The following is a 24238-nucleotide window of genomic DNA, read 5'->3' as shown; positions in this document are numbered from 1 at the left end:
TGGCGGAGAGGAAGGGATTCGAACCCTCGATACGCGTTAACGTATACACCCTTAGCAGGGGCGCGCCTTCAGCCACTCGGCCACCTCTCCGCACGAAGCTAGTCGTCTAGTGAAACCGGCGCCGCACCGCAAGCCCTCGGTGCTGTGAAACTCAGGATAGCTGAGACCGGGGCCGATCCGGCGTCGGCTGCGAACACAACGCTTCTGCCTCTCCCAGCCTCGCAGGCACCCGTCGAAAGCCACACCGTGGCGATCGAACCTCGAATTCACGAGAATATAGGGTGGCGGAGGCTACAGGCGACCTAGACGTTGAAACGGAAGTGGAGCACGTCGCCGTCCTGGACCACGTATTCCTTGCCTTCGGAGCGCATCTTGCCGGCTTCCTTGGCGCCCGCTTCGCCGCCATGGGCAATGAAATCCGGGTATGCGATGGTTTCGGCCCGAATGAACCCCTTCTCAAAGTCGCCATGGATGACGCCGGCCGCCTTCGGCGCGGTCGCGCCGCGCCGGATTGTCCAAGCGCGGGCCTCCTTTGGGCCTACGGTAAAATAGGTCTGCAGCTCGAGCAGGTCGTACCCGGCATGGATGAGGCGCGTCAGGCCCGGCTCTTCCAGGCCCAGCGTTTCGAGATATTCGGCGCGATCTGCTTCGTCGAGCATGGCGAGTTCGCTTTCGATCTGGGCCGAGAAAACGACGCAACCAGCGCCTTCTTCCTTGGCGCGCTCGATGACGCGGACCGAGTGGGCGTTGCCGGTAGCGGCGCTTTCTTCGTCGACATTTGCGACGAAGAGAACGGGCTTGGACGTCAGCAGCTGCAGCATGTTCCAGGCGCGCTGGTCATCCTTCGAAACCTTGGCCTTGCGGGCAGGGCGGCCTGCGTTGAGTTCCTCCAAGGCGAGGTCGATCAGCGCGACCTGGGCCTTGGCATCCTTGTCGCCGGACTTGGCTTTCTTCTCGACACCGGCCTTGCGCTTCTCAAGGCTTTCGAGGTCGGCCAGCATCAGCTCGGTCTCGACCACTTCGAAATCCGCGATCGGGTCCACCGTGCCGCGCACGTGCGTGATGTCATCGTTCTCGAAGCAGCGCAGGACATAGATAATGGCGTCCGTCTCGCGGATATTGGCGAGGAACTGGTTGCCGAGACCTTCGCCCTTGGAGGCGCCCTCGACGAGGCCGGCAATGTCCACGAAGTTCATCCGAGCCGGAATGATCTCTTTCGAGCCGGCAACCCGGGCCAGTTCGTTCAATCGAGGCTCCGGCACGGCCACTTCACCGACATTGGGCTCGATGGTGCAAAACGGGTAATTGGCCGCTTGTGCAGCAGCCGTCTGCGTCAGCGCATTGAAAAGCGTGGATTTGCCTACATTGGGAAGGCCCACAATTCCGCATTTGAAGCCCATTTCGGCCTCCTCTTCTTGTCTGTCTGTGCGGGGCCTTAGCGCTATTTTGCTGATAAAAACAGGCCGTTTTGTCGCCTGAGAGCGGAATTGGGTGGCCAAGCAGGGGAGGATTGCTATTCTCGGCATAATAGTTGCAGGAATGACCCCATGGCATATGACGTCTTTCTGGTTTCCGCGAACGAAGATCGCGACACGGCGAAACTGATCGCGCGGCGGCTTCGCGCCCTCAAGCTCAAGGTCTGGTTCAACCAGAAGCAGGTCGATGAGACCTTCGACGCAAAGGACGCACGCAACGCGACGAACTCCACATCCATGCTCGTGCTGTGGTCTGAGAACGCGGTGAAGAGCGACTGGGTCAGGGCTGCCGCGTCTGTCGGGCACTCCCGCCCGGGCACGCTGGTGCAGATCGCGCTCGACAAAACCATTCCCTATGAGCCGTTCCGCACCGCCAAACGCTTTTCCATCGCGGGCATGACCTCCCGCAAGACGCCCGAGGGCTTCTACCAGGCCATAGAAGTACTCGGCAGCCGGGATGGACGTTCCGACCTGCGCGAATGGATGGGCTTTGGATCGAAGGACGAAGACGAACGGGCCGACTGGTTGGCCGAGCACCCCAGCGACCCCCTGGCGCTCCATGCGAAGGCACAGCGCGAAAAAGACCTTGGCATGAAGCCTGCGCCTGCGCCGGCGGCACAAAGCGCTGCTGCGCTCGCTGCGGCGTCCCTGAAGGGGGCCTCGAACGGAAACGGGCATCGCTCGGTTGCCGGCGTGACGATTGCCGCCGCTGCTGCGCGCCCCTCTGTGGCACCTGCACCGGCAACCGATGCGGAGACTGGTATCGGTTGGGGGACGATGGGCGCAATCTGCCTTGCCATCCTGGCCATGCTGGTCCTTGCCTGGTTTTTCCGCTCGCAACCCATCGGGCCCGGGATGCGTGCGACGTTGCCAGCTGTCGGCAATGACGTGAAGGTTGCTGCAACCTGCCCGTCTGGACAGGTCCCGCGGTCTCTCATGAATGAAGTGCTGCAGCCCGGACCGATCATCAACGACACGAGCGAATAAGCTGTCTGGATGTCCCCGAAATGAAAAGCGCCGCCGGATTGCAGTCCGGCGGCGCTTTTCATTTGTTCGGTATATTTGAAGCCTAGCTCAGCGCGCGGTCGATATCGCACGCTGCGGCCTCGAATTGGTCGACACCGGTATCGTCGCTGAGGATGTGGCGGGCGGCAGAGATGGCGGCATCGGCAGCGGCGCGGCGCACCTGTTCGGTGGCTTCGGCTTCAGCACGGGCGATACGGGCTTCAGCTAGCGCTTCACGCCGCACCAAACGGTCTGCAATGTCCTTGCGGGCCTCTGCCATGATCTGCTTGGCGTCTGCCTTGGCCTGATCGATCATGGCCTCGGCTTCCTTGTCAGCGTCCTGTTGGCGGCGTTCGGCATGAGCCAGCGCCTCGGCTGCGCGTTCGCGCAGGCTGCGAGCGTCTTCCAGTTCGGCAGCGATCGCGCTGGATCGGGAGTCGAGACCGCCAAGCACGGTCTTGAAGGCGCCCATGCGGGCGGCAATCAGAAGGAAAACGACGAACGCCAGGAAGGCAACGAAGGTGACCGGGTCGCTTGCCGAATAGGCCAGGCCACCCATGAAGCCTTCGCCGTGACCTTCAGCTTCGGCAAAGGCCGGCAGCGCTGTCATGGCGCAAAGTGTACCCAAAGGGAGAAGGTGTTTCATCGTCCGCATCGGGCTACTCCATTGCCGTGGTAACGGCTTTTTTCAGTTCGGCCTTGGAAACCGACACACCGAACCGACCTAAAATTACGTCAGCCGCGTCCACTGCGATCTGTTCGACGTTCTTCATCGCATCGGCGCGCAGGCTGGAGATACGCGTGTCAGCGGCCGCCAGTTTCTTCTCGAGTTCCGCATCCACGCGCGCCGTTTCGGCCGCCATTTCTGCGTCCATCTTGCCGCGAGCCTTGCCGGACGTTTCGCGCGCCTTGGACTTGGCTTGTGCGATGCGCAGTTCAAGCGCCTGCTGGGCTTCCGTTGCCTGGTCGTTCAGGCGCGCGGCCTGGTCGAGGTCAGACGCGATCCGGTCGGAACGCTTTTCCAGCGTATCCGACAGTTTCGGAAGGATCACCCGCGACATGGTGAGGTAAAGAATGCTGAACAGCACCGCCAGCCAGAACAGCTGCGATGGCATGTGCCAGGTTTCGAACGGCGGGAATGGCGGTTTGCCAGCCGCGCCGTGTTCTGCCCCATGGGCCGCAGTTTCTGCAAGCAATGCGATCAGCATCGAAAAGTCCTCGGTTTCGTGTCCAGTCGTGAGAGCCAGCGGCGGCGCCGCCAGCCCCAAAGCAAAGTCAGCTTAGACGACGAACAGGATCAGGATGGCGACGAGGAACGACAGGATGCCGAGCGCTTCGGAAAGGGCCATACCGATGAAGAGGTTGCCGGTCTGCTGCGGAGCAGCCGATGGATTGCGCATCGCGGCGTCGAGGAACGAGCCGAAGATGTTGCCCACACCGATAGCGGCACCGATCATGCCGAGCGTTGCGAGGCCTGCGCCAACGTATTTAAGGCCGAGGGTGATATCGCCTTCCATGGGGATCTCCTTATGGGAATGCTGTGGTTCTACAAAGTGCCGCTCGTGAAGCGTGTTCCGTCTGCGGCGTCAAGCTGTTTGGTGTGGCCACGTGGCCGCACCGGCGAAGAGGTTCCTAGTGCGCTGGGTGAAGCGCATCCTTGAGGTAAACGCATGTCAGGATGGCGAAGACGTAGGCCTGCAGGCCAGCGACGAGCAGTTCCAGCGCATTCAGGGCGACGCCCATGGCAAACGCGAAAGGCGCGATCACGACATATGCGCCGCCAGCGGAAATCAGCCCCACGGTGAATCCGGCAAAAAGCTTCAGCATGATGTGTCCCGCCAGCATATTGGCGAACAAACGCAGCGACAGGGTCAGCGGACGGGCAAAAAACGAAATGATCTCGATAGGCACCAGAAGGAAGTAGATGATGAAGGGCGCGCCGGAAGGAGCGAAAAGTTTCAGGAACTTGAAGCCGTTCTTGTAGAAACCGTAGCCGATCACGATCGAGATCACGAGCAGGGCAAGGGCCGCCGTCACGATGATGTGGCTGGTCGTGGTGAACGCGTAGGGCACCATGCCGATCATGTTGGCGAAGAAGATGAAGAAGAAGAGTGTGAAGACGAAGGGGAAGAATTTCAGGCCTTCCTCGCCAGCGGCGCCCCGGACCATATCGGCGACGAAGCCATAGCCGATCTCGGCCAGCGACTGCAGGCGCGATGGCACGAGTTGGCCCTTCGACGCGGCAAAGCCGAAGAATGCGATTGTCAGGATGACGCCGAACGCCATGAAGCCGGACGCGTTCGTGAATGACAGGTCAATGCCGCCGACATTGAAGTCGAGCCATTTGGTGATCTTGAACTGGTGGATGGGATCCAGCGCAACGCTTGGCATAAACAGGTTCATCCGTCCTAATTCCCGTCTTCCGGAGCCTGTGGCTCCTGTGTCTGTTTCAGCGCCTGAGCATTCAGCTCTTTATAGGCGCGTATAATGGCCCGTGTGCCCGCCGCGAAGCCAAAAGCTCCCATGATCAGCAAGCCCCAGGGCTTCGTTCCTGCGAACACGTCGATCCAGTAGCCAATAAAGCCACCGACAAAGACGGAGGTGCCAAATTCTGCACCGTATCGCAGGGCATAGGCCCCAGCCGAAATGCTTCCGTCGTCTGCTCTGGTCGCTCTCTGCTTCACCGCTTCACGTTCAGCCCGGGCCGCTCTTGCCCTGGCGATCTCATCACCAAGGCCGTCTGGACCTTCACTGGACATATTTTAAAGCGCTCCGCAGCCGCGATTCCCTGCCGACGAGGATACCCCCGGATTTCGGCGCAAACTATGAGGGGGTGGGACCCAAGTCAACCGCCATTGCAGAAACTTAATACCTTGTTTTTATTGAAATTCCCGGCTGAGCGTCTGCGCTACTCCGCCGCAACAAGCTGTTCTGCGGCTTCGAGGTCGACAGAAACCAGTTTTGAAACGCCTTTTTCGCGCATCGTGACGCCAAAAAGCCGGTCCATCCGGCTCATCGTCACCGGGTTATGGGTAATTATCACGAAACGCGTGTCGGTGCGTTGGCGCATCTCATTCAGCATGTTGCAGAACCGATCGACATTGGCATCGTCGAGCGGTGCGTCGACCTCGTCGAGCACGCAGATCGGTGCCGGGCGTGACAGGAACACCGCGAAGATCAGCGCCGCTGCCGTCAGGGCCTGTTCGCCGCCTGACATCAGGGCCAGCGTGCCGAGCTTCTTGCCTGGAGGCTGGGCGTAGATTTCGAGCCCCGCGTTTAGCGGGTCGTCGGCATCGACGAGGCGGAGTTCAGCCTGGCCGCCCTGAAACAGGGCGGTGAACAATGCCTTGAAGTGCTCGTTGACGGTCTCGAATGCCGCCAGCAGGCGTTCGCGACCTTCCGCATTGAGCGCATCGACGCCCTCGCGCAGCTTGGCGATGGCCGCCGTCAGGTCTTCTTTCTCGTTGACCTGGCTACCCAGGCGCTCTTCGAGTTCCTCAGCTTCTTCCTCGGCGTTCATATTTACCCCGCCCAACTGGTCGCGATCGCGGCGCAGGTCCTCGACCTTGCGTTCAGCATCGCGCGGCGTGAATTCGCCCATCTCGGTCTCATCAAGACCGGCCTCGGCGATCGCCAGCAGGCCCTCAGGCGTGCGCTGGAACGTGTTGCGCGCGATCTCGACGCTTTCCTCAAGCCGGGCTTCGGCTGTCTCGAGTTTGACTTTCCATCCGGCGAAGCTCTCGCGCGCCTCGGATGCGGCAATCGCCGCCTGGCGTGCCGCCGTTTCGGATTCCCGAACGGCGGTTTCTTTCTCCGATAGCTGGTCCGCAATCCGTTTGCGCTCGTCTTCACGACATTCAACATCCGCAGACATGGTTTCGATTTCGGACGCGAGTTCCTCGGGACGGGATTTCGCGGCAATCGCTTCTGCGGCCGCGGTCGCGCGACGCTCCAGCAGGCGCTGGACACGCTCGCTGGCAGATATCGTACGGGCAGACCATGTCTCGACGTCACGCTCAAGACCGGCGCGGCGCGCGGCGGCTTGTTCGCGGCCACGGGTAATATCTGTCAGCCGGCCACGGGATTCGATTTCATCGTCACGCGCTTCGGTCACCCGGATACGCGCCTGTGTCAGAGTTGATTCAAGGCGCGATTCTTCATCTGCCGATGATTGCGGTGACATCAGCGAAAGGGCTTCTTTCACGACGGCGAGATCTGCGTTGGCGCGGGCAAGGGCTTCGCCCGTCGTGTCGCGCTTCATCGCAGCGCGTTCGGACGCTTGCGACGCTTCTGTCACGCGCGTACGTGCCTCGCTCAGGGCACGTTGGGCCGGCGCGATGGTCTGGCGAAGGCCTCGCAGCGATTCTTCAGCACCGAGTCGGGCATCGCGGGCCTCTGTCAGTGCGGCCGTGCAGCGTTCAAGCTGCGCCTGCAGCGGCGCGATCTCTTTCAATGCGGCTTCCAGACGGGCCTGTTGTTCGAGGCGGGCCGCAGCACTTACCGGCGCATCTGGTGTTCGGGTGAACCCGTCCCAGCGCCAAAGATGGCCTTCGCGCGACACAAGGCGCTGGCCCGGCTTAAGGTCAGCCATGAGGCGGGCACCTTCGGCATGATCAACGACGCCGCACTGGGAAAGTCGCGCGGCCAGTTCGTCGGGCGCATCGACGTATGTGTTCAGGGCCGTCGCGCCATTTGGCAAGGCCTGGCTTGCGGCGGCTGCGCCGCTCCAGAACATCGCCGCATTCCGGTCGGTTGGTGCCTCGATATCGTCACCCAGAGCAGCGGCCACAGCCTTCTCAAAGCCGTCTTTCGTGCGGATCCGGTCGACGACCGGCGGGGCGCTTGGTCCATCGGGCTTGTGGAGCAGTTTTTGCAGGCCGGCAATTTCGCCTTCGAGCGCGCGCACGTCCTTGTCGAAGGCGTCGCGGGGTGGCTGGGCAAGCGTTTCAGCTTTGCGGGCTGTGTTTAGCTTTGCCTCGGCGGCTTCGACGGCGTGCTCAGCCTCGTGTAGCGCGGTTTCGGCCTGTTCCTCGGCATCCTTGGCATCTTTCAGCTTGCGAACGAGGGAGACGGCATCTTCAAGGCCCGCCATGTCACTGGTCAGGCGATTGATCTCAGTGGTGATCTGGTCGCGGCGGCGGGTCTGGGCGCCGACATTCTCTTCAGATGCCTTGCGGCGAGCGCGCACTTCGGAGAGCTGTTCCTGCGCTGCGTCGGCTGCTTCTTCAGCGGCAGACAGGCGATTGCGTGCGGCTTCCAGCGAGGCGCGGATTTCCGCTTCGATTTCATCGTTGCGCGCTTCATCCATGACCGGCAAAGCCGACAATTCATGGCGGGCGTTCTCTGTCGCCGCTTCGGCTTCGCTCTTGGCGGCCTGTTCGCGCTCAAGGTCTTCGATGAGGCGAGCGGCTTCTGCTTCAAGGCGCGCATGTGCGTCCGCGGCAACCTTGCGTTCGGTTTCAAGCCGCGCAAGGGCGATGCGGGCCTGGCCGAGCTTGGCGGACGCAACGCTCTCAGCTTCGCGAAGCGGCCCGAGGCCTTCGCCGGCTTCGATGCGCTGGCGTTCGCAGACCGCATCCTGACGTGTCAGGTCTTCAACGGCGCGGCGTGTCTCTTCCAGTTTTTCGCGGGCAATGTCGCAGGCGAGTTTGGCTTCGCTCCAGCGCAGGTGCGCGACGAGGGCGTCGAGCGCCTGGATCTCGTCAGACAGGCGGCGGTACTTGCGCGCCTTGCCGGCCTGACGCTTGAGGCTGGCGAGCTGGCGCTCGACCTCGGCGGACACTTCCGTGAGGCGTTCTAGATTGGTCTCGGCGCCGTTGAGTTTCAGTTCCGCCTCATGGCGGCGCGTATTCAGGCCTGCGATGCCGGCGGCTTCTTCAAGAATGCGGCGGCGGTTCTGCGGCTTCGAGCCGATGAGTTCCGAAATCTGGCCCTGACGCACGAGGGCAGGGGAATTGGCGCCCGTCGATGCGTCGGCGAACAGGAGCTGGATGTCCTTGCCGCGAACGGTTCGACCGTTGAGTTTATAGGATGTGCCCGCGCCGCGCCGCAGCTTGCGCACGATTTCCAGCGTGTCGGACGAGTTGAATTCCGGCGGCGCCGTGCGTTGGGAATTGTCCAGTACCAGCGTCACTTCAGCGGTTTCACGCGCGGGCCGGCCCTGGGCGCCCGAGAAGATCAGGTCGTCCATCTCGCCGCCGCGCATCGCCTTGGCCGAGCTTGCGCCCATGGCCCAGCGCAGCGCTTCGAGCAGGTTTGACTTGCCGCAGCCGTTCGGGCCTACGATGCCCGTGAGGCCCGGTTCCACGGGAATGGTTTGCGGGTCGACAAACGACTTGAAGCCAGCGATGCGGAGTTCTGTTATCTGCATGCCAGCCTCATATGCTTATTGTCCTGCCGTGTTGGCGAGAAGCGTGTCGAGCTTTGCTGAGAAGCCCTCGACATCGCGGATATCGCCTTCAAACCGAAACATTTCACCGTTGAAGATGAAGGTCGGCGTACTATCGACACCGTCTTTCTGGGCTTCGTCATAGGTCGCCTTCAGGCGTTGCCGGATCGTCTCGTCTGCCATGCAGGCGTCAAAAGTGGCTTCGTCGGTTATGCCGTGGCGTTGACCGATGGCGAAGAGCGCGGCTCTCAAGACACCATTGCTCGCAGCATCCGTGATGCCGGACTGATGCTCGAACAAATCGTCCATCACATTGAAAAAGTTGGCGTCGCCAGTGCACAGCGCCATCGCATAGACCGGAACGTCGATGTCGTGGACGGGGTATTCACGGTAGATGAAGCGTACTTTGCCCGTCGAGACGTATTTTTCTTTAATCACGGGCAGGACCGTATCGTGGAAGTATTTGCAGGCGGGGCAGGTGGGTGATGCATATTCGATGACGGTGACCGGTGCGTCTGCGGAACCGATGACATGACCGAAGGCGGCCGGGTCGGCTCGACCCTTGCCGGACGCTGCGCTGCTTTCATTTTCATTATTGCCACAGGCAACCAACGCCAGCGCCGAAACGGCGGCCAAAGCAGTTCGTCTGGAGATGCGTTCCATCATCATAACCTTCGCGTTAAGAATTGAGTCGTCTTGGTTGCCAAATCGTTAATCCGGTGAGTGGCGGTCTATTCCGCAATCTTTTGCAGTTCTCCGTTCAGATACGCTTCAAAGGCTTCGGGGCTGCGCACGTCGTCATCGGCAGGCTTGACCTTACCGTTGACGATGAATGTCGGCGTGGCTTTTACACCGAGTGCGTCGCCCGTCATCATCGTGTCTGCTATGCGCTGGCGAATCGACCGGTTGGCGATGCAGGCATCCAAGGCCTTGGTATCGGCGATGCCGTGCCGGGCCGCGATTTCGATGAAGACGTCCTTGATCTTTCCGGTCTTGGAGGCGGCGAAGATATCTGACTGGTGTTCGAACAAGTCATCCAGCACGTCGAAGAACTTGTCCTCACCAGCGCAGTTCGCAATCGCATAAGCCGCGACGTCGAGATCGTTCAGCGGGAATTCCCGGAAGATGAACGTCACTTTGCCTGTCGAGATGAATTTCTCTTCGAGGGTTGGCATGATGTTGTCGTGGAAATCCTTGCAGTGCGAGCAGGTCGGCGAGGCGTACTCTATGATCGTCAGTGGCGCGTCTTCAACTCCTTTGACATGGCCGAGGACGGCAGGTGCCGTGACTTCAGCCGGGGCAGGCGTGGTATCATCGCCCGTCGCATTGCCGCAGGCGGCGATCACCAGTGCGAGGACCGCGACGAGGGCAGAGGGTCGGGAAACGAGAGCCATGGGCAAGAGCCTTCAAGGATAGGGACTATTTGATCGGACCAGCGTCCAATACGGGCGAAGTAGGCGAGTCGTCTGCTGTTAGCACAGCTGCGCCGAGCGCAACAATCGCTGCGCGCAGGGCCGAATTTTCGATACTGGAAACGCTTTCTTCCAGTTGCCGCCGCTGGGCAGCCGTGAGGGGAGGCGCCTTGCGCCGCGGCTTGGTCGGTTCGCTGGTATTTAGCGCGCCCTGGACGATCTTGATGGCAATGATGTCGCCGCCAGCCGAGACGGACACGCGCTGGCGGATCGTCTCGACCTGGTGCTGCACGATGGGCGCGGCCTGCGGGATGACCCGTAATGTCAGAACCCGGCCATCCTTGCCGCCGGTGATCTTCTCGGGCCGGCAGAAGGGATAGAGCTTTTCGCCGACGATTTCCCGCCAGCGCCGCTGCAGCAACTGCACAGCGGGCAGCTTCTTCGCGCCAACCTTGCGACCAAGCCGTTCGGCAGCGAGGCCGATTTGCGGGATGCCCGGATGCACCTTTCGCGCCCGCTGGTAACGCAGTCGCACGCGCGCGCGTGCCTCTTCAATCGGGTCGAGGGTTGATCTTGTGACCATTCCCCAAGACAAGCACGGCTTGATGGCGAGGAAAAGACACGCGTGCCCGGCAAGGTGAAATTCGACGATCTCCAGATCCGGTTACTGGCCTGGTATGACCGCCATGCGCGCGACTTGCCATGGCGCGTTTCACCGGCTGATCGCGCCGTCGGAAAACGCCCTGATCCTTACAGGATATGGCTATCCGAGATCATGCTTCAGCAGACGACGATCCCGCACGGGACGCCGTATTTTCATACATTCACGCAGCGCTGGCCGGATGTGGGGGCGCTTGCAAATTCTCGTGATGAGGAGGTGATGGCGGCCTGGGCGGGGCTTGGTTACTACGCGCGGGCGCGCAACCTATTGAAATGCGCGCGCGAAGTGGTGGCGCTGGGCGGCTTTCCGGAGACCGAAGCGGAGCTCGTGAAACTGCCCGGGATTGGCCCCTATACGGCTGGTGCAATCGCGGCGATTGCCTTCGATCAGCAGGCCGCAGCTGTAGACGGCAATGTGGATCGCGTGTTTGCGCGCCTGCTGGCGCTGAAGGGCGAATGGCAGGCGGAAAAGAAGGTGATTGCGGCGGCGGTTCGTGCACTTGTGCCCGAGGAAAGGCCAGGGGAATTTGCCGAGGCGCTGATGGATATTGGCGCGACGATCTGCACGCCGACCCGGCCGAATTGCCTCCTTTGCCCCCTGTCAGACCTGTGCGCGGGGCATGCGGAAGGGGTGCCGGAACGGTATCCGATGAAGCCTGCCAAGCGGGTGGTAGGGGGGAGGCAAGGGTGTGCCTATGTCCTGGTAGACGGCGACGAGGTCCTGCTTGTGCGACGCCCTGACAAGGGCTTGCTCGGCGGGATGCTGGCGCTGCCGAGTACTGATTGGCCCAAGACAGGAATCCCCGATGAGGCTCCGCCGGCCGAGGCCGACTGGCAGGCGGTCGGCGACGTCCGTCACGTGTTCACGCACTTTGCGTTGACGCTGAGCGTGAAGCGCGCGGCCCTGAGCGGAAAACGCCCGGACGGGGTGTGGACACCCATCCGGGACGTTGAAGGATTGCCGACGGTCTTTGCCAAGGCGTTTCGCCTTGCAACGACGGACGCCTAGTTGAGGCCCATCTCGTCGCGATAGCGGCGGCGCAGCAGGTCGATGGGCGCCAGGTCGTGCTTGTCGGTCTCGAAGTGCCAATAGGTCCAGCCATTGCAGGCCGGTGCCTGCTGGACATGGGCGCCGAGGCGGTGGATAGAGCCCGATACTGCGCCGGTGGTCAGTGAGCCGTCGACGCGGATGCGGGCCTGGAAACGGCGCTGCGGTGAGAACAGCCGGTCGCCGGGCTTCAGCCAGCCATTGTCGATGAGCGCGCCAAACGGAACGCGGGGCAGGGATTTCTTGCTGCGCTCGGTTTCCAGCATCTCGCCTTCAATCGGCGTGATGGCGGCAATGCGGGCGCGGGACAGGCGGACATATTCAGGATCGCGTTCGATGCCGACAAAGTCGCGGCCCAGGCGCCGGGCCGCCGCAGCTGTCGTGCCGGTGCCGGAGAACGGGTCGAGCACCACGTCGCCGGGATTGGTGGTGGCCAGCAGCACGCGCGAGAGCAGGCTTTCCGGTTTTTGCGTTGGGTGGGCCTTCTTGCCGGACGCGTCCTTCAGGCGTTCACCGCCGGTGCAGAGCGGGATGATCCAGTCGGAGCGCATCTGCTTGTCTTCGTTGAAGACTTTCAGGGCGTCATAATTGAACGTGACCCGCGAAGCTTCGGACTTGCCGGCCCAGATCAGCGTTTCATGCGCGTTCTGGAAGCGGGTACCCTTGAAATTCGGCATCGGGTTCGATTTCAGCCAGATCACATCATTCTGGATCCAGAAGCCCTGATCCTGCAGCACAGTGCCGACGCGGAAAATGTTGTGGTAGGAGCCGATGACCCAGATTGCGCCATCATCCTTCAGGACGCGGCGGCATTCCGACATCCATTCATGCGTGAACAGGTCATAGGCGTCGAAGCTGTCGAACTTGTCCCAATCATCATTGCAGCCGTCGACGACGGATTGGTCCGGGCGTGTCAGCCCACCGCCAAGCTGGAGATTGTAAGGAGGATCAGCGAAAACCAGATCGACAGACTGGTCGGGCAGGCGCCGCAGGATATCGATGCAGTCGCCCTGCATGATCGTATTTCTTTTCAATTCCATTTTGCCAGCCCCGTGTAAGCAACGCGTGTTTCGTGAAAACGAATCACTGAGGGGCACCGGTTTCCAGAAGGTTACCCGCGCTCGCATTCGCCGCTCCAATTCGTTTCGGAAACGAAACTAACCGATTCGGAAGCCTGTGGATAACCCTGTGGATGCTTTTTTGAGGTTCCTGGGGATAGACTGTTAGAAACCTAGCAATAACTGGCCTTCCGGTGTTTCCAGCGGTCGGAAAAGATCGGTCCGCAAGTCGGGACGAGGATTATCGAGGCCAAGGCGTTTCGTTTCGCGCGCAAAGCGCTGGGCAATCATCTGCGCGATCGGGCCGCGTCCGGTTCCGCGTTCGAACCAGCGGGCGTCATAATCCTGGCCGCGGCGCATTTCGCGGATCGTGTTGATCACTTTCGCGGCCCGGTCGGGCACATGCGCGACCAGCCATTCGTGGAAGAGGTCCTTGATCTCATAAGGCAGGCGAAGAAGCACATAGCCTGCACCAGTGGCGCCATGCGCGGCGGCGGCGTCAAGCAGGGATTCGATCTCATGGTCGGTCAGGCCAGGAATGACCGGCGCCGTCATGACGGTGACCGGGATGCCGGCATCTGCCAGCGCGCGAATGGTCTGAAGGCGTCTTGCCGGGGTCGCCGCCCGTGGTTCCATCTTCCGCGCGAGTGTACGGTCGAGCGTCGTGATCGACACGCCGACCTTGGCGAGGCCCTTCTCGGCCATCGAGCCGATAATATCGATGTCGCGTTCGATCAGGGAGGACTTGGTCAAAAGGCTGACCGGGTGATTGTGCGCGGCCAGGATTTTCAACAATTCCCGCGTGATGCCCGTGTCGCGATCAGTCGGCTGGTAGGCATCCGTGTTCACGCCCAGCGCGATTGGGCGCGCCATATAGCCGGGACGTGACAGTTCGCGTTGCAAAAGTTCGACCGCGTTGGACTTGATGTAGAGCTTGCTTTCGAAATCGAGCCCCGCCGAAAGTCCGCCATAGGCGTGGCTGGGCCGGGCGAAACAATAGATGCAGCCGTGCTCGCAGCCGCGATAGGGATTGATCGACCGGTCAAACGAGATGTCGGGCGACTTGTTGAACGTGATGATCGTCCGGGCGGTCTCTTTCGTCAGCTCCGTCTTGGGGCGTGACGGCGGCGCTTCCAGCCCGTCCCAGCCATCATCGAAGGCGTGCCGTGTCGCGGGTTCGTAGCGTCCGGTCTGATTGGATGCGGCCCCGCGCCCGCGCTGTTCAAGGCGCTCGGCAGCCTGCCTCGTATCCAGCAGTGTGACACGCCCTGTGGGCGTCAGTTTCTGTCCGGTTCTCATGGTTCTCATGTGCCCACAAGCATCAGAACAAAACAAGAACAAATTCTATCGTGTCGTATAAAATATGTGGATGGATCGCACCCGATCAATCCTGTGTGTGGGGGGGGGGGTCGAAATTGGTAATGATCTTGCGCACGGGGTCCGGCATTTTCAGCGCCATCACATCTGCCATATCAAAGCGCGCATCCTGAGCAGGCGAATTGGCGGGCCATGTCTTGAACAGCATCGCCGACGGGTCAAAGATCCGCGTCTGGCCAATTCATCACCAGGATGAAACTGTACGACCGAGACGGGTATGCGTTCTGTTCTTGCCTGTCGCCTGCAGCGAAAACGCGCCGGAGTTGATTGACAGCGTCGGATTTTCATTGTCCAAACGGATAACAAAATCCGGGCTGAAGCGAATGAGCGAGAATAGTTTGGCGTCGAAAGTCCGCCTGGGAGTTGGCCAGCGCGTCGGGTTTGGCGTCGCGGATTTCGGGTTCAACCTTTACTATACCGGGCTTAACCTCTTCCTCCTCTACTACTATACGGATGTGCTGGGCATACGCCCGGCCGTTGCGGGCCTCATCTTTGCGATCCCCTTGTTCTGGGATGCCGTGACGGACCCGGCGATGGGAATGATTGCGAGCCGAACCCGGAGCCGCTTCGGCAGCTACAGACCCTACATCCTTTTCGGGGCAATTCCGCTCGCCTTGAGCTTTGTCTTGATGTTTGCCGCGCCATTGCTGTTTCCGAGTGCCATCGTTGCGGTTTCCGCGGCGGCCCACATCCTGTTTCGCACCTGCTATACCGTGGTGTCAGTGCCCTACAGCGCCATGTCGGCCAAGATTACGCAGGATAGTGGTGAGCGCGGCGCGCTGGCCGGTGTCCGGATCCTGTTTGCGGCAACCGGCGGACTGTTCACCGTGTTCGTGATGCTGCCCTTCGCCGCCAGATTTGGCGGGGGAGACCTGAAAGTGGGGTTTTTCTATGTGAGCGTTGTCTTTGCGGTGGTCGCAACGGCGCTGTTCATGACGACGTTCAAGGCGACCCGTGAGCGTGTGGAGCTCACTCCCGGTTTTCGATCTGCGCCGTCCGACCTGTGGCGGTTTCTTTCCCGGAACCGTGCCCTGCTGCTGCTGACCTCAGCCATTGTTCTTGGCGGAATGGGGGGCGCGATTTTCGGCAAAGCGCTGGTCTATTATGTTCTCTACGTCGCCGGCCTGGATATCAGCGTCACGCTCGCGCTGATCACCTTGACTGCGTCAGTCACACTGGGCGTGCCGATCTGGATGGCTGCTTCGCGCTGGCTCTCGAAGCGAATGGTCTGGCTCTTGGGAGCTGGTTTAGGAATGACGGCCCAATTGGTGCTCTTCGCGGCGCCGCCCGCGACCGTTGGGCCATTCCTTGTGCTGCTTGTGATGCTGGGTATTGGCAACGCAGCCTTCGCGGTGACGTTCTGGTCGATGCTGCCCGACACGGTCGAATACGGGCAATTTCGATCAGGTGTCAGGGATGAAGGGCTTGTGTTCGGCCTGAACCAGCTTGCGCTGAAAGCGGCGACCGGCCTGGGTATTGGATTGCTGGGATTCCTGCTCGAAGCGATTGGCTACGTGGCGAACGAAGCGCAGGCGCCTGACACCGTGCAGGGCTTGCGTCTGCTCAGCACGCTGGTGCCGTTTGCGTGCAGTTTTTGTGCTGCGGCATTGATAGCGTTTTATCCGGTCGACAAGCCCCTTCATGCGCGGCTGGTTCGGGCGATTGACTGGCGAAACCGGAAGCGGAGCCTGGTTCCCCAAACGAACGATACGCCTTGACGGATCGGCAGGTTCAATGGATTTCATTATCCAAAACAGGTAATGAAAAGGTTCCGGAATGGGCAAAACAAAGAAATTGGTGCTGGCTCAAAAGATCGAGAAAACTGAAACGCGTGCTGAGCAAAAGGCCCGCACGCGCGCGCGTATACTCGAGTGTGCGCTCGAGGCTTTCGCCGAGCGCGGGTTTGAAGGCGCGACTGTCCGAGACATTGCGGCGGCCGCTGGCGTCAATCATGGTCTCATCAAGTATCATTTCGGCGATAAGGATAATCTCTGGAAGTCTGCGGTCGAATTCCTGTTCATCCGGATGCATGACGAAATCTCGCCCCCGGAAGGTGACGACAAACTGCCTGCCTTTGAGCAGCTCAAGTCATGGATACGCCGATACGTTGCCTATTGTGCCCGCCATCCCGAGCATGCCCGAATCATGGTGCAGGAATCCATTCGCGATTCTGACCGTCTCAGGTGGGCGGTCGACAATTTCATCAAGCCAGATCATGACAGCCGCACATGGCTGTACGACAAGAATGTAAAAAACGGTCTCTACCCTAATATTTCCCGCCATTCGATGACGTACATTATTGTCGCCGTGTCGCAGTACCTGTTCATGCTTGGGCATGAGGTGAAGCTGATTTACGGGATCGACACCTCCGACCCGAAGGTGATTGAAGCCCACGCTGACGCGATCATCGAGCTCTTCTTCAATCACTCCGTTGTAAACGCGGCGAAAACTCCAAGGCTCAGCTGAGAAGGATAAATTCACCCGTTATCCGTTCGGATAATGGATTGACACGGGGGTCTTCGAATATATTATCCGATTGGATAATAGAACCAGCTATTGTGAGCTGGCTCATTCGGGAGGAATCGAAAATGCAGAACCGCCTTCTTTCAGGCGCGACCATCGCTGTTATGGCGTTTGCGAGCCTGGCGCCTTCAGTGGGTGCGCAAGAGCAGGAGTCGTCACAGGACGACCGTCGGCTCAACATCGTGACCATCACCGCCCAGCGTGTCGAACAGAACCTGCAGGTTGTGCCGATTTCCGTGACGGCGATCGATGGGGACGCGCTTGATGAGCGCCAGATCGACAGTTTTGACCAGCTGCAATACATAGCCCCGGGCCTGAGCTTCAATGCCGGCCTGAACGCGCGTCAATCGGCGTCTACCATTCGCGGAATTGGTACCAGCCTGTTCAATATCGGTATTGAGGGCAGCGTTGCGATCGCGGTCGATGGCGTGGTGCTTGGACGCGAAGGTGCGGGCATCTTAGATTTTTCTGATGTCGAACGCGTCGAGGTCCTTCGCGGACCACAAGGAACCTTGTTCGGGAAGAACGCCTCTGCCGGTGTCATCTCGATTGTCACCAAACAGCCTACAGACGAGTTTGCTGCCGAATTCGACGCTTCATATGGTTCGTTCAACGAAACATCGGTGTCTGCTGCCATTTCCGGCCCGATCACCGATGGTGTGAAGGGGCGACTGAGCGGATACAACAACACGCGCGACGGCTATATAACGAATATCAACCCGGCCGCGCCGCAGAGCGACGTCAACGAACGCAATGAGTTCGGCGTCCGCGGGAAGCTCAAATTCGATTCCTCCGACACATTCGACCTGACGCTCGGCGCGGACTATTCCAAACGTGACCAGTCAGCAGGCGCGTTGACGCTGCGCTCCGTATCGTCACCAGGACCCGGCACAGGATTGCTGGGGTTTGGCGTTCAGGTCATCGGCCCGGTCTCTGCGTCCGTTGGCATCAAGCCCGGCCCGGACAACAAGCAAATCGCGTCCAACGGTACCTTCGAATCGGAGATGGAATCGTATGGCGTATATGCTGAAGCCAACAAGCAGTTTGGCGATTTTGACCTTGTCTCGCTGACATCGATTCGTGAATGGAAAAGCTTTGACAATAACGACGCGGATCTGATCCCACTGCCATTCCTTGCCGTGAACAATGCCGACTTGGACCAGAACCAGTTCAGTCAGGAATTCCGGCTTGTATCGCCGCGCGACCAGGCCCTGACATACACGGTTGGCGCCTATTATTTCCATCAGGAAATTGATCAGACCAATACCCAGTCCGGCACGGCAGGCCTCAATCTGCTCGGCGCGCTGCCGCCCGGTCTTCTGTTGGGCACGGACCTTATCTCGACAGTTGAAGAAACCAACATGGCGCTGTTTGGCCAGGCCGAGTACGCGCTGACTGACAAGCTGACCGCGATTGGCGGCTTACGCGTACTGAACTCAGACATTTCGGCCAGCCTCTCGCGCAGCATCACGCCCGGCGCGGTTGGTCCATTCGCCGGCCAGAGCATCACAGCATCACCTTTGACGGGTGATACTGACGATACTGCAGTCGTGTGGCGTCTTGGCCTGCAATACTTCATCAATGATGACGTCAACGTGTTCACCACGGTCTCGCGTGGCTACAAGTCGGCCGGCATCGTATCGGGTTTGACGATCAACGCAACGCAAGTCGGTGGAACCGCGCTTCCTATGGTCGAACCAGAAGTGCCGGTTCAGATCGAAGCGGGTATCCGCGCCGTTTCGATGGACGGGCGACTGGTTACTAATTTCACGGCATTTCGATCTGAAATAGAAGACTTCCAGGCGCAGGCCCTCGTGCCGGGACCATCTGGCACGTCGATTTTCTCGGTGACGAATGCGGGTAGCGTAGAGACGTATGGACTTGAGGGCGACATCACACTGTTGCCTGTTGATGGCTTCACATTGTCGACGTCATTTGCCTACACGCACGCAACCTTCCAGGACTTTCCCGATGCGCCTTGCTACGCGCTTCAGACGGTTGGACCGAATGGTTGCATCGATACGAACGCGGATGGACGCGGCGAATTCCAGAACCTGAATGGCAAGGATCTCGCCCAGTCGCCGGAATGGATCATCAACGCTCTGGCCCGGTATGATTTCGCCCTGACCCAGAACCTTGACGCATTCGTACAGGTCGGTGCGCAGTATCGTGGTGATGCGATTTCGAGCAATACCAACGATCCGAACACCGTGCTGGATGCCTATATGCTGGTAGATGCTCAGCTGGGTGTGAAGTTCTGGGACGGTCGTGGCGCGCTCAGCATATTCGGTCGTAATCTGACGGATGAGACATTCGTCGAAGCGATTGTTGGCCAGGCATTTGACACGGGCGGCTATTCCCAGTTCCAGTCCTTTGAATCGGAACAGAGCTTCGGCGTGAAGCTCTCTCTCGACTATTAAGTAAACCAGGTTTCCTCCCAGACGCCTGCCGGCCTGTACCTCTTACGGGCTGGCAGGTTTTTGACTTACAGTTCAAACATGTTGCCGAGACCATAAACCAATAGGATCGCGCTTGACCGATTTCTCTCCCCAAAAAGGGTTGACGCCTGAAGACATTCGCCAACTCGTCGACTCCGTAATTGTCGAAGCGACGCTTGAAGAAAAAGTGGCCATGATGTCGGGTCGCGGCTTCTTTGCGCTGCACAAGGCATCAGGCGTCTGGGGATCGGATCCCTATCGTGCGGGCGGCGGCGTTGAGCGCCTTGGCATTCCGCCCTTCTACTTTACCGACGGCCCGCGCGGTGTCGCGCGCGGGCGGTCCACGGCGTTCCCATGCACGATGGCGCGCGGCGCCAGCTTCGACACAGACCTTGAGCGCCGTGTCGGCGAGGTCATGGGTATCGAGATCAGGGCCCAGGGATGCAACCTGTCGGGTGCGGTCTGCGTCAACCTGCTGCGTCATCCGGCCTGGGGACGGGCGCAGGAAACCTATGGCGAGGATTCATACCACCTCGGCGAGATGGGGGCCGCCTTGTCGGAGGGCATTCAGGTTCACAATGTCGCTGCTACCGTGAAACATTTCGCGGTCAACAGTATCGAAAACTGCCGGTTCAAAGTTGATGTGCGTGTCGAGGAACGGGCGCTGCGGGAAGTTTACCTGCCCCATTTCAAACGTATTCTTGAAGCTGGCTGCGCAACAGTGATGAGCGCCTACAACAAGCTGAATGGTGAATATTGCGGTGAAAACCAGCGGCTGCTGACGGACATTCTGCGGCATGAATGGGGATTTGACGGGTTCGTTCACTCGGACTGGATCATGGGTGTGCGCTCGCCCTGGGGCGCCGTGGCGGGGCTCGATATTGAGAATCCGGAACCGGTGCATTATGCAGCCAGGCTGATCGGGGCTGTCGAAAACGGACAGATCGCGAAATTGGTTGTTGATACGGCCTGTCGACGCATCCTGAACACCTATTACCGCTTCGCTTGTGCGCAAGACCCACTGGAAGACTATCCGCTGGAACTCGTTGCGGCGCCTCAGCACCGGGCGCTCGCGCTGGAGGTGGCTGAAAAGTCAGCCGTGCTGTTGCGCAATGAAGACCTGTTGCCGCTGGATCTGGCGACTGTCGGCTGCGTGGCGGTTTTCGGAAATCTGGCGGATCTGCCCAACACGGGCGATAATGGATCGTCCCGCGTGCGCGCCCCCTACACGATCACCCCGCTTGGCGGTCTGCAGGAATATGCAGGGGAATCGAAAGTCATCCTGGGCGGCAATGAGAGCGACGTTGATGTTGCCGCACAGGCCGCATCTGCGGCTGACGTCGCGGTGGTCATCGTCGGCTACACCGCGGATGAGGAGGGCGAATACATTCCCGGCGACCTGAACCTCGGTCAGGATGTACTCCCAGCCGACATTGCCGAGGCGCTTGAAGGTGCGAACGCCGGAAACAATAACGGATCACGCGGGGGTGATCGCGACAGTCTCGCCCTGCCGGAAAGCCAGGTCGCGCTGATCGAAGCCGTGTCTGCTGCAAACCCGAGAACGATTGTCGTCGTGCTGGCCGGATCGGCCGTCTTGTTCGGCCCGTGGGTGTCGAAGGTCGGCGCTGTGCTGCAAACATTCTATTCGGGCATGGAAGGTGGACGCGCCCTGGCGCGCCTTGTGTTTGGGGAGGTCAGTCCCTCGGGAAAGTTGCCGTTTACGGTCGCCTCTGACCCAGCTCACTATCCGCATTTCGACAAGAATGCCGACGCAATCGACTACGGGTATTGGCATGGCTACGCCTTGCTGGATAGGGATGGCATCGCGCCCGCATTCTGCTTTGGATATGGACTGACCTACGGCGATTTCTCGTATCGCGCCTTGAGCGCGAGATGTGCGCCAAGCGGCGACATCATTGCCCAGGTTTCAGTCCGCAACCATGGCGCACATGCGGCGACGGAAGTGGTGCAGCTCTACCTGGCACCGCCGGGAATTGCTGCAGAACGTCCAAAGAAGATCTTGCGTGGTTTCCAGCGAGTCGAGCTGGCGCCCGGTGAGACAAAGACCGTTCGCTTCAGGGTTCCGGCTGATGGCCTCGATTGGTACGACCCTGAAACGGCAACGTGGAAGACGGAGTCGGGGGCGCACGGGATTCTTGTTGGTGGATCGAGCCTGATGGCTGAACGTCTGCAGGTTTCGGTGAAACTCTAACTTTGAAAAGGCTGTCTCATGATCCATCTGCGGACACTTGTTCTCACATCAATATTGTCGCTTTCTGCATGGTCATCGGTGGCGGACGTAAACAGTGCCAGTACGAACACGCCTGCATCTGACCGCCCGAACATCATTATCATCCTGACGGACGATCTGGGGTGGGCGGATATCAGCCTGAATGGCAATGAGCTCATCAAGACGCCCAATATCGACCGGATTGGCCGGGAAGGCATTCAGCTGACGAGTTTCTATGCCGGTTCAAATGTCTGCACACCGTCACGCGCGGCTCTTCTGACGGGGCGCTATCCGGTCCGCACCGGCATGCAGCATGTTGTCTATCCGCAATCGACTGACGGGCTGTCCGCGAGTGAAATCACGATCGCCGAGATCGTCAAGACGCGCGACTATGCGACGAAGATGATCGGAAAATGGCACCTTGGACACTATGATGCGTTCTGGCCGACAAATCAGGGATTCGATTCCTTCTACGGCGTGGCCTATTCAAACGACATGAAACCATTCGATCTTTACAAAGACAAGACGGTCATCCAAAGTCCGGCAGACCAGAAGCAGCTGACCCGGATGTATTCGGCTGAGGCAGAAGAATTCATTGCGGCACATGCTGATCAGCCATTTCTTCTCTATGTGGCGGAGAATGCACCGCATGCGCCGCTGCTGGTGCCTGATGAGGTTGCGGGCCAATCTCAAGCCGGGCTTTATGGCGACGTGGTCGAGGAACTGGATCGCGGTGTCGGGCAGATACTTGATGCGGTTGATCGCGCCGGTATTGCTGACAATACACTGATCATCTTCACCAGTGATAATGGCCCCTGGTTTGAAGGCGATACAGGCGGCTTGCGTGATCGCAAGGGTGGCACTTATGAGGGCAGCTATCGCGTGCCGATGCTCGCGCGCTGGCCTGGAAAAATTGCGCCCGGCAGCGTTAGCGATCAGATGACGATGGCGATTGATTTGCTGCCGACGATTGCGCGAATTTCGGGCGCACAATTGCCGGACGACCGCGTGATTGATGGCCGGGACCTCACGGGATTGCTGTCCGGTGCGGCCGAGCCAATCCACGAAACCCTCTTTTTCTTCAATGGCGACGATATCGTCGGCATACGGAACGATCGGTTCAAACTCGTGCTGAACCAGTACTACCGTAACTTTTATGTGCCGCTGGAGGTCTATGGCGCCACCATGCTGTTTGATCTGGTCACAGACCCGTCAGAGCGGTTCAGCTTCATGCGGGAACAACCAGGCGTGGCCGCACACCTTCTGGCGCAGGTGAACAAGCTGAGAGAAGAGATCGAGCCGATGAGGAGGGAGGCTTACAACCCCTTCAAGCCGTCAAACCCGGATGCGCCCATCGGACCGCAGCTGACCAGCGATGTTGCGGTCGGCGCAGACTAGGCGGTCAGCCGTTGGTCGAGCGTTCCTCGTTCCAGTCGCGCCAGTCTTCCGACGCGTCGATATCGATAAGTGTCGGCAGACGTGCAACCGCGGCGTCTGCCGGAAGATTGTTCCAGACGTCCTCCATGGCGTGCGGGCCGGACCACCGGACGTTTTCAAAGGGAGACCGGGAGCGTACGCGTTTATTGATCCCGAAGAGCCAGAAGCCGCCATCGCGTGCCGGACCAAAAACGGCATCATGGCGCTGCAAGGCACGGATGGCTGCGCGGAGGAGGGCGGATGTCACATCAGGCGCATCGGCGCCGATGAACACGACCGGGCCGGGAGGCGATTCGGCCAGGCCACGGTCCAGCCGTGCGGTCAGCCCGCCTATGCCCTGGCTGCGACGGACAAGATGGGCCGGCCAGATGCCGCCAAGGCTTTCGCCAAGGGCGCCGTCAGGCGCAGTATAAAGGATGGGAGTCCAGGGCCCCGACAGGGCTGCCCGCATCGTTCGGGACAGGGTGAAATGGGCGACCCGGCGTGCCTCGGTCAGGCCCAGTCCTTTTGCCAGCCGCGTCTTGGCAAGGCCCATGCGCGGCGGTTTGGCGTAAATGAGGACGGTCGCTTTTTTCATTCCATGGCCTTACTTTCGACCTCAATCAGAGGAAAGCTCCAAATCAATCAAGGGAGACATGCCATGTTACCGTCCCGGATTCTTGCAGCCCTGATCGGACTGATCACGCTGTCCGCCTGTTTCTACAGCGAGGTGCCGTTGATCCCGCCCGGCGAGCAAGTCACATTACCGTACAATGGCGTCGTGCTCTGTCTTGACGACGATTGCCGCATCGTGATGGCGGATGAGGACGGCGTGTACGAGATTTCGCCCCCGGAGGATGAAGACGACAAGCCGCTATTCGTCCGCTTCCAGGTCCTGATCGCGAACGAAGACAATCCGGTCTACCTCGCCGAAGCTGAAATGCGCGATGATGATGACCAGGACGTGAGCTACCAATACCTCGTCGCCCACATGAGGATGGACGCCACAACCCATGTGCCGACCTACGAATTTGCCATGCCGTCGTGCAATGATGCGCCCGACGGGATGCTGGAGACGTTCGGCATCGAGCGGGCGGACAATTATGCTTGCCGGGTGACCGACCTGGACGCGTTCAAGCAATACCTGATTGCGGTTCACAGTGCGGATTTCGAAACCGAGGCATTCTGGAAAGAGGACTAGGTATAGT

At 60.0% G+C, this 24238-nt stretch carries 22 protein-coding genes and 1 tRNA gene; 8 read left to right on the top strand and 15 right to left on the bottom strand.

The window, feature by feature from the left end; genetic code table 11:
- Nucleotides 1-90 (bottom strand) — tRNA-Ser (locus ACESNB_RS03370).
- Nucleotides 91-302: 212 nt separating this feature from the next.
- A complete protein-coding gene (ychF, locus tag ACESNB_RS03365) occupies nt 303-1400 on the bottom strand; it encodes a redox-regulated ATPase YchF (protein ID WP_373003832.1) in 1098 nt (365 codons plus the stop codon).
- A 147-nt stretch (nt 1401-1547) separates the two neighbouring features.
- Here ychF and ACESNB_RS03360 point away from each other — a divergent pair, with 147 nt between their 5' ends.
- Nucleotides 1548-2462, top strand: a complete 915-nt coding sequence (locus tag ACESNB_RS03360; RefSeq protein WP_373003829.1) for a toll/interleukin-1 receptor domain-containing protein — start codon at nt 1548-1550, stop codon at nt 2460-2462.
- Between the two features lie 82 nt (nt 2463-2544).
- Here ACESNB_RS03360 and ACESNB_RS03355 read toward each other — a convergent pair whose 3' ends face one another.
- The 9 genes from ACESNB_RS03355 to ACESNB_RS03315 all read right to left on the bottom strand — a co-directional run bounded on the left by ACESNB_RS03355 (nt 2545) and on the right by ACESNB_RS03315 (nt 10863).
- Entirely contained in the window at nt 2545-3126 is a 582-nt protein-coding gene (locus ACESNB_RS03355; protein ID WP_373003826.1) for a F0F1 ATP synthase subunit B, read from the bottom strand.
- A gap of 13 nt (nt 3127-3139) precedes the next feature.
- Nucleotides 3140-3688: a hypothetical protein gene (locus ACESNB_RS03350; protein ID WP_373003824.1), complete on the bottom strand. Its 549-nt coding sequence runs from the start codon at nt 3686-3688 to the stop codon at nt 3140-3142.
- A gap of 72 nt (nt 3689-3760) precedes the next feature.
- Nucleotides 3761-3997 (bottom strand): F0F1 ATP synthase subunit C, encoded by a 237-nt coding sequence (locus tag ACESNB_RS03345; RefSeq protein WP_034737903.1) that lies wholly within the window; start codon nt 3995-3997, stop codon nt 3761-3763.
- Between the two features lie 115 nt (nt 3998-4112).
- Complete coding sequence (locus tag ACESNB_RS03340) at nt 4113-4871, bottom strand: F0F1 ATP synthase subunit A (RefSeq protein ID WP_373003835.1); 759 nt, start codon at nt 4869-4871, stop codon at nt 4113-4115.
- A gap of 17 nt (nt 4872-4888) precedes the next feature.
- Nucleotides 4889-5239 carry an AtpZ/AtpI family protein gene (locus ACESNB_RS03335; RefSeq protein WP_373003821.1) on the bottom strand — a complete coding sequence of 117 codons (351 nt, stop codon included), beginning with the start codon at nt 5237-5239 and terminating at the stop codon, nt 4889-4891.
- A gap of 149 nt (nt 5240-5388) precedes the next feature.
- Nucleotides 5389-8850, bottom strand: coding sequence for a chromosome segregation protein SMC (smc, locus tag ACESNB_RS03330; protein ID WP_373003818.1), 3462 nt, complete (start codon nt 8848-8850; stop codon nt 5389-5391).
- Between the two features lie 15 nt (nt 8851-8865).
- A complete protein-coding gene (locus ACESNB_RS03325) occupies nt 8866-9537 on the bottom strand; it encodes a DsbA family protein (protein WP_373003815.1) in 672 nt (223 codons plus the stop codon).
- 62 nt (nt 9538-9599) lie between these two features.
- Nucleotides 9600-10262: a DsbA family protein gene (locus ACESNB_RS03320; protein WP_373003812.1), complete on the bottom strand. Its 663-nt coding sequence runs from the start codon at nt 10260-10262 to the stop codon at nt 9600-9602.
- Between the two features lie 25 nt (nt 10263-10287).
- On the bottom strand, nt 10288-10863 hold the full coding sequence (locus ACESNB_RS03315) for a DUF721 domain-containing protein (RefSeq protein WP_373003808.1): 576 nt from the start codon (nt 10861-10863) through the stop codon (nt 10288-10290).
- A 42-nt stretch (nt 10864-10905) separates the two neighbouring features.
- On the opposite strand from ACESNB_RS03315, the gene ACESNB_RS03310 reads away from it, so the two are divergent.
- Nucleotides 10906-11949 (top strand): A/G-specific adenine glycosylase, encoded by a 1044-nt coding sequence (locus ACESNB_RS03310; protein WP_373003806.1) that lies wholly within the window; start codon nt 10906-10908, stop codon nt 11947-11949.
- On the opposite strand, the gene ACESNB_RS03305 is transcribed toward ACESNB_RS03310, so the two are convergent.
- From ACESNB_RS03305 to ACESNB_RS03295, 3 genes are all read right to left on the bottom strand, one after another.
- Nucleotides 11946-13028: a site-specific DNA-methyltransferase gene (locus ACESNB_RS03305; RefSeq protein WP_373003803.1), complete on the bottom strand. Its 1083-nt coding sequence runs from the start codon at nt 13026-13028 to the stop codon at nt 11946-11948. The genes ACESNB_RS03310 and ACESNB_RS03305 overlap by 4 nt on opposite strands.
- Nucleotides 13029-13211: 183 nt before the next feature.
- On the bottom strand, nt 13212-14345 hold the full coding sequence (locus ACESNB_RS03300; protein ID WP_373003800.1) for a PA0069 family radical SAM protein: 1134 nt from the start codon (nt 14343-14345) through the stop codon (nt 13212-13214).
- Nucleotides 14346-14430: 85 nt separating this feature from the next.
- The gene (locus tag ACESNB_RS03295) at nt 14431-14571 is read right to left on the bottom strand and encodes a hypothetical protein (protein ID WP_373003797.1); all 141 of its coding nucleotides are present in this window, start codon (nt 14569-14571) and stop codon (nt 14431-14433) included.
- Between the two features lie 175 nt (nt 14572-14746).
- Between ACESNB_RS03295 and ACESNB_RS03290 the strand changes: the two genes are divergently transcribed.
- The 5 genes from ACESNB_RS03290 (at nt 14747) to ACESNB_RS03270 (ending at nt 23012) form a co-directional block, all read left to right on the top strand.
- Entirely contained in the window at nt 14747-16141 is a 1395-nt protein-coding gene (locus ACESNB_RS03290) for an MFS transporter (protein ID WP_373003793.1), read from the top strand.
- A gap of 58 nt (nt 16142-16199) precedes the next feature.
- Complete coding sequence (locus ACESNB_RS03285; RefSeq protein WP_373003790.1) at nt 16200-16889, top strand: TetR/AcrR family transcriptional regulator; 690 nt, start codon at nt 16200-16202, stop codon at nt 16887-16889.
- Between the two features lie 122 nt (nt 16890-17011).
- Nucleotides 17012-19366 (top strand): TonB-dependent receptor, encoded by a 2355-nt coding sequence (locus ACESNB_RS03280; RefSeq protein ID WP_373003787.1) that lies wholly within the window; start codon nt 17012-17014, stop codon nt 19364-19366.
- Between the two features lie 112 nt (nt 19367-19478).
- The gene (locus ACESNB_RS03275; protein WP_373003784.1) at nt 19479-21596 is read left to right on the top strand and encodes a beta-glucosidase; all 2118 of its coding nucleotides are present in this window, start codon (nt 19479-19481) and stop codon (nt 21594-21596) included.
- Between the two features lie 18 nt (nt 21597-21614).
- A complete protein-coding gene (locus ACESNB_RS03270; protein ID WP_373003781.1) occupies nt 21615-23012 on the top strand; it encodes a sulfatase in 1398 nt (465 codons plus the stop codon).
- Nucleotides 23013-23016: 4 nt separating this feature from the next.
- On the opposite strand, the gene ACESNB_RS03265 is transcribed toward ACESNB_RS03270, so the two are convergent.
- Entirely contained in the window at nt 23017-23628 is a 612-nt protein-coding gene (locus ACESNB_RS03265; protein WP_373003778.1) for a DUF2064 domain-containing protein, read from the bottom strand.
- 63 nt (nt 23629-23691) lie between these two features.
- Between ACESNB_RS03265 and ACESNB_RS03260 the strand changes: the two genes are divergently transcribed.
- Nucleotides 23692-24231, top strand: coding sequence for a hypothetical protein (locus tag ACESNB_RS03260; RefSeq protein ID WP_373003775.1), 540 nt, complete (start codon nt 23692-23694; stop codon nt 24229-24231).
- Nucleotides 24232-24238 lie beyond the last annotated feature (7 nt).

Source organism: Hyphomonas sp., assembly GCF_041689225.1.
GTDB lineage: Bacteria > Pseudomonadota > Alphaproteobacteria > Caulobacterales > Hyphomonadaceae > Hyphomonas.
Note: the sequence above shows the minus strand (reverse complement) of the source record. Positions and strands in the feature narration are given on the sequence as shown.

Coding starts and splice junctions, on each gene's coding strand:
- ychF (WP_373003832.1), bottom strand. CDS start 1,400: ATGGGCTTCAAATGCGGAATTGTGGGCCTTCCCAATGTAGGCAAATCC.
- ACESNB_RS03360 (WP_373003829.1), top strand. CDS start 1,548: ATGGCATATGACGTCTTTCTGGTTTCCGCGAACGAAGATCGCGACACG.
- ACESNB_RS03355 (WP_373003826.1), bottom strand. CDS start 3,126: ATGAAACACCTTCTCCCTTTGGGTACACTTTGCGCCATGACAGCGCTG.
- ACESNB_RS03350 (WP_373003824.1), bottom strand. CDS start 3,688: ATGCTGATCGCATTGCTTGCAGAAACTGCGGCCCATGGGGCAGAACAC.
- ACESNB_RS03345 (WP_034737903.1), bottom strand. CDS start 3,997: ATGGAAGGCGATATCACCCTCGGCCTTAAATACGTTGGCGCAGGCCTC.
- ACESNB_RS03340 (WP_373003835.1), bottom strand. CDS start 4,871: ATGCCAAGCGTTGCGCTGGATCCCATCCACCAGTTCAAGATCACCAAA.
- ACESNB_RS03335 (WP_373003821.1), bottom strand. CDS start 5,239: ATGTCCAGTGAAGGTCCAGACGGCCTTGGTGATGAGATCGCCAGGGCA.
- smc (WP_373003818.1), bottom strand. CDS start 8,850: ATGCAGATAACAGAACTCCGCATCGCTGGCTTCAAGTCGTTTGTCGAC.
- ACESNB_RS03325 (WP_373003815.1), bottom strand. CDS start 9,537: ATGATGATGGAACGCATCTCCAGACGAACTGCTTTGGCCGCCGTTTCG.
- ACESNB_RS03320 (WP_373003812.1), bottom strand. CDS start 10,262: ATGGCTCTCGTTTCCCGACCCTCTGCCCTCGTCGCGGTCCTCGCACTG.
- ACESNB_RS03315 (WP_373003808.1), bottom strand. CDS start 10,863: ATGGTCACAAGATCAACCCTCGACCCGATTGAAGAGGCACGCGCGCGC.
- ACESNB_RS03305 (WP_373003803.1), bottom strand. CDS start 13,028: ATGGAATTGAAAAGAAATACGATCATGCAGGGCGACTGCATCGATATC.
- ACESNB_RS03300 (WP_373003800.1), bottom strand. CDS start 14,345: ATGAGAACCGGACAGAAACTGACGCCCACAGGGCGTGTCACACTGCTG.
- ACESNB_RS03295 (WP_373003797.1), bottom strand. CDS start 14,571: ATGCTGTTCAAGACATGGCCCGCCAATTCGCCTGCTCAGGATGCGCGC.
- ACESNB_RS03290 (WP_373003793.1), top strand. CDS start 14,747: ATGAGCGAGAATAGTTTGGCGTCGAAAGTCCGCCTGGGAGTTGGCCAG.
- ACESNB_RS03285 (WP_373003790.1), top strand. CDS start 16,200: ATGGGCAAAACAAAGAAATTGGTGCTGGCTCAAAAGATCGAGAAAACT.
- ACESNB_RS03280 (WP_373003787.1), top strand. CDS start 17,012: ATGCAGAACCGCCTTCTTTCAGGCGCGACCATCGCTGTTATGGCGTTT.
- ACESNB_RS03270 (WP_373003781.1), top strand. CDS start 21,615: ATGATCCATCTGCGGACACTTGTTCTCACATCAATATTGTCGCTTTCT.
- ACESNB_RS03265 (WP_373003778.1), bottom strand. CDS start 23,628: ATGAAAAAAGCGACCGTCCTCATTTACGCCAAACCGCCGCGCATGGGC.
- ACESNB_RS03260 (WP_373003775.1), top strand. CDS start 23,692: ATGTTACCGTCCCGGATTCTTGCAGCCCTGATCGGACTGATCACGCTG.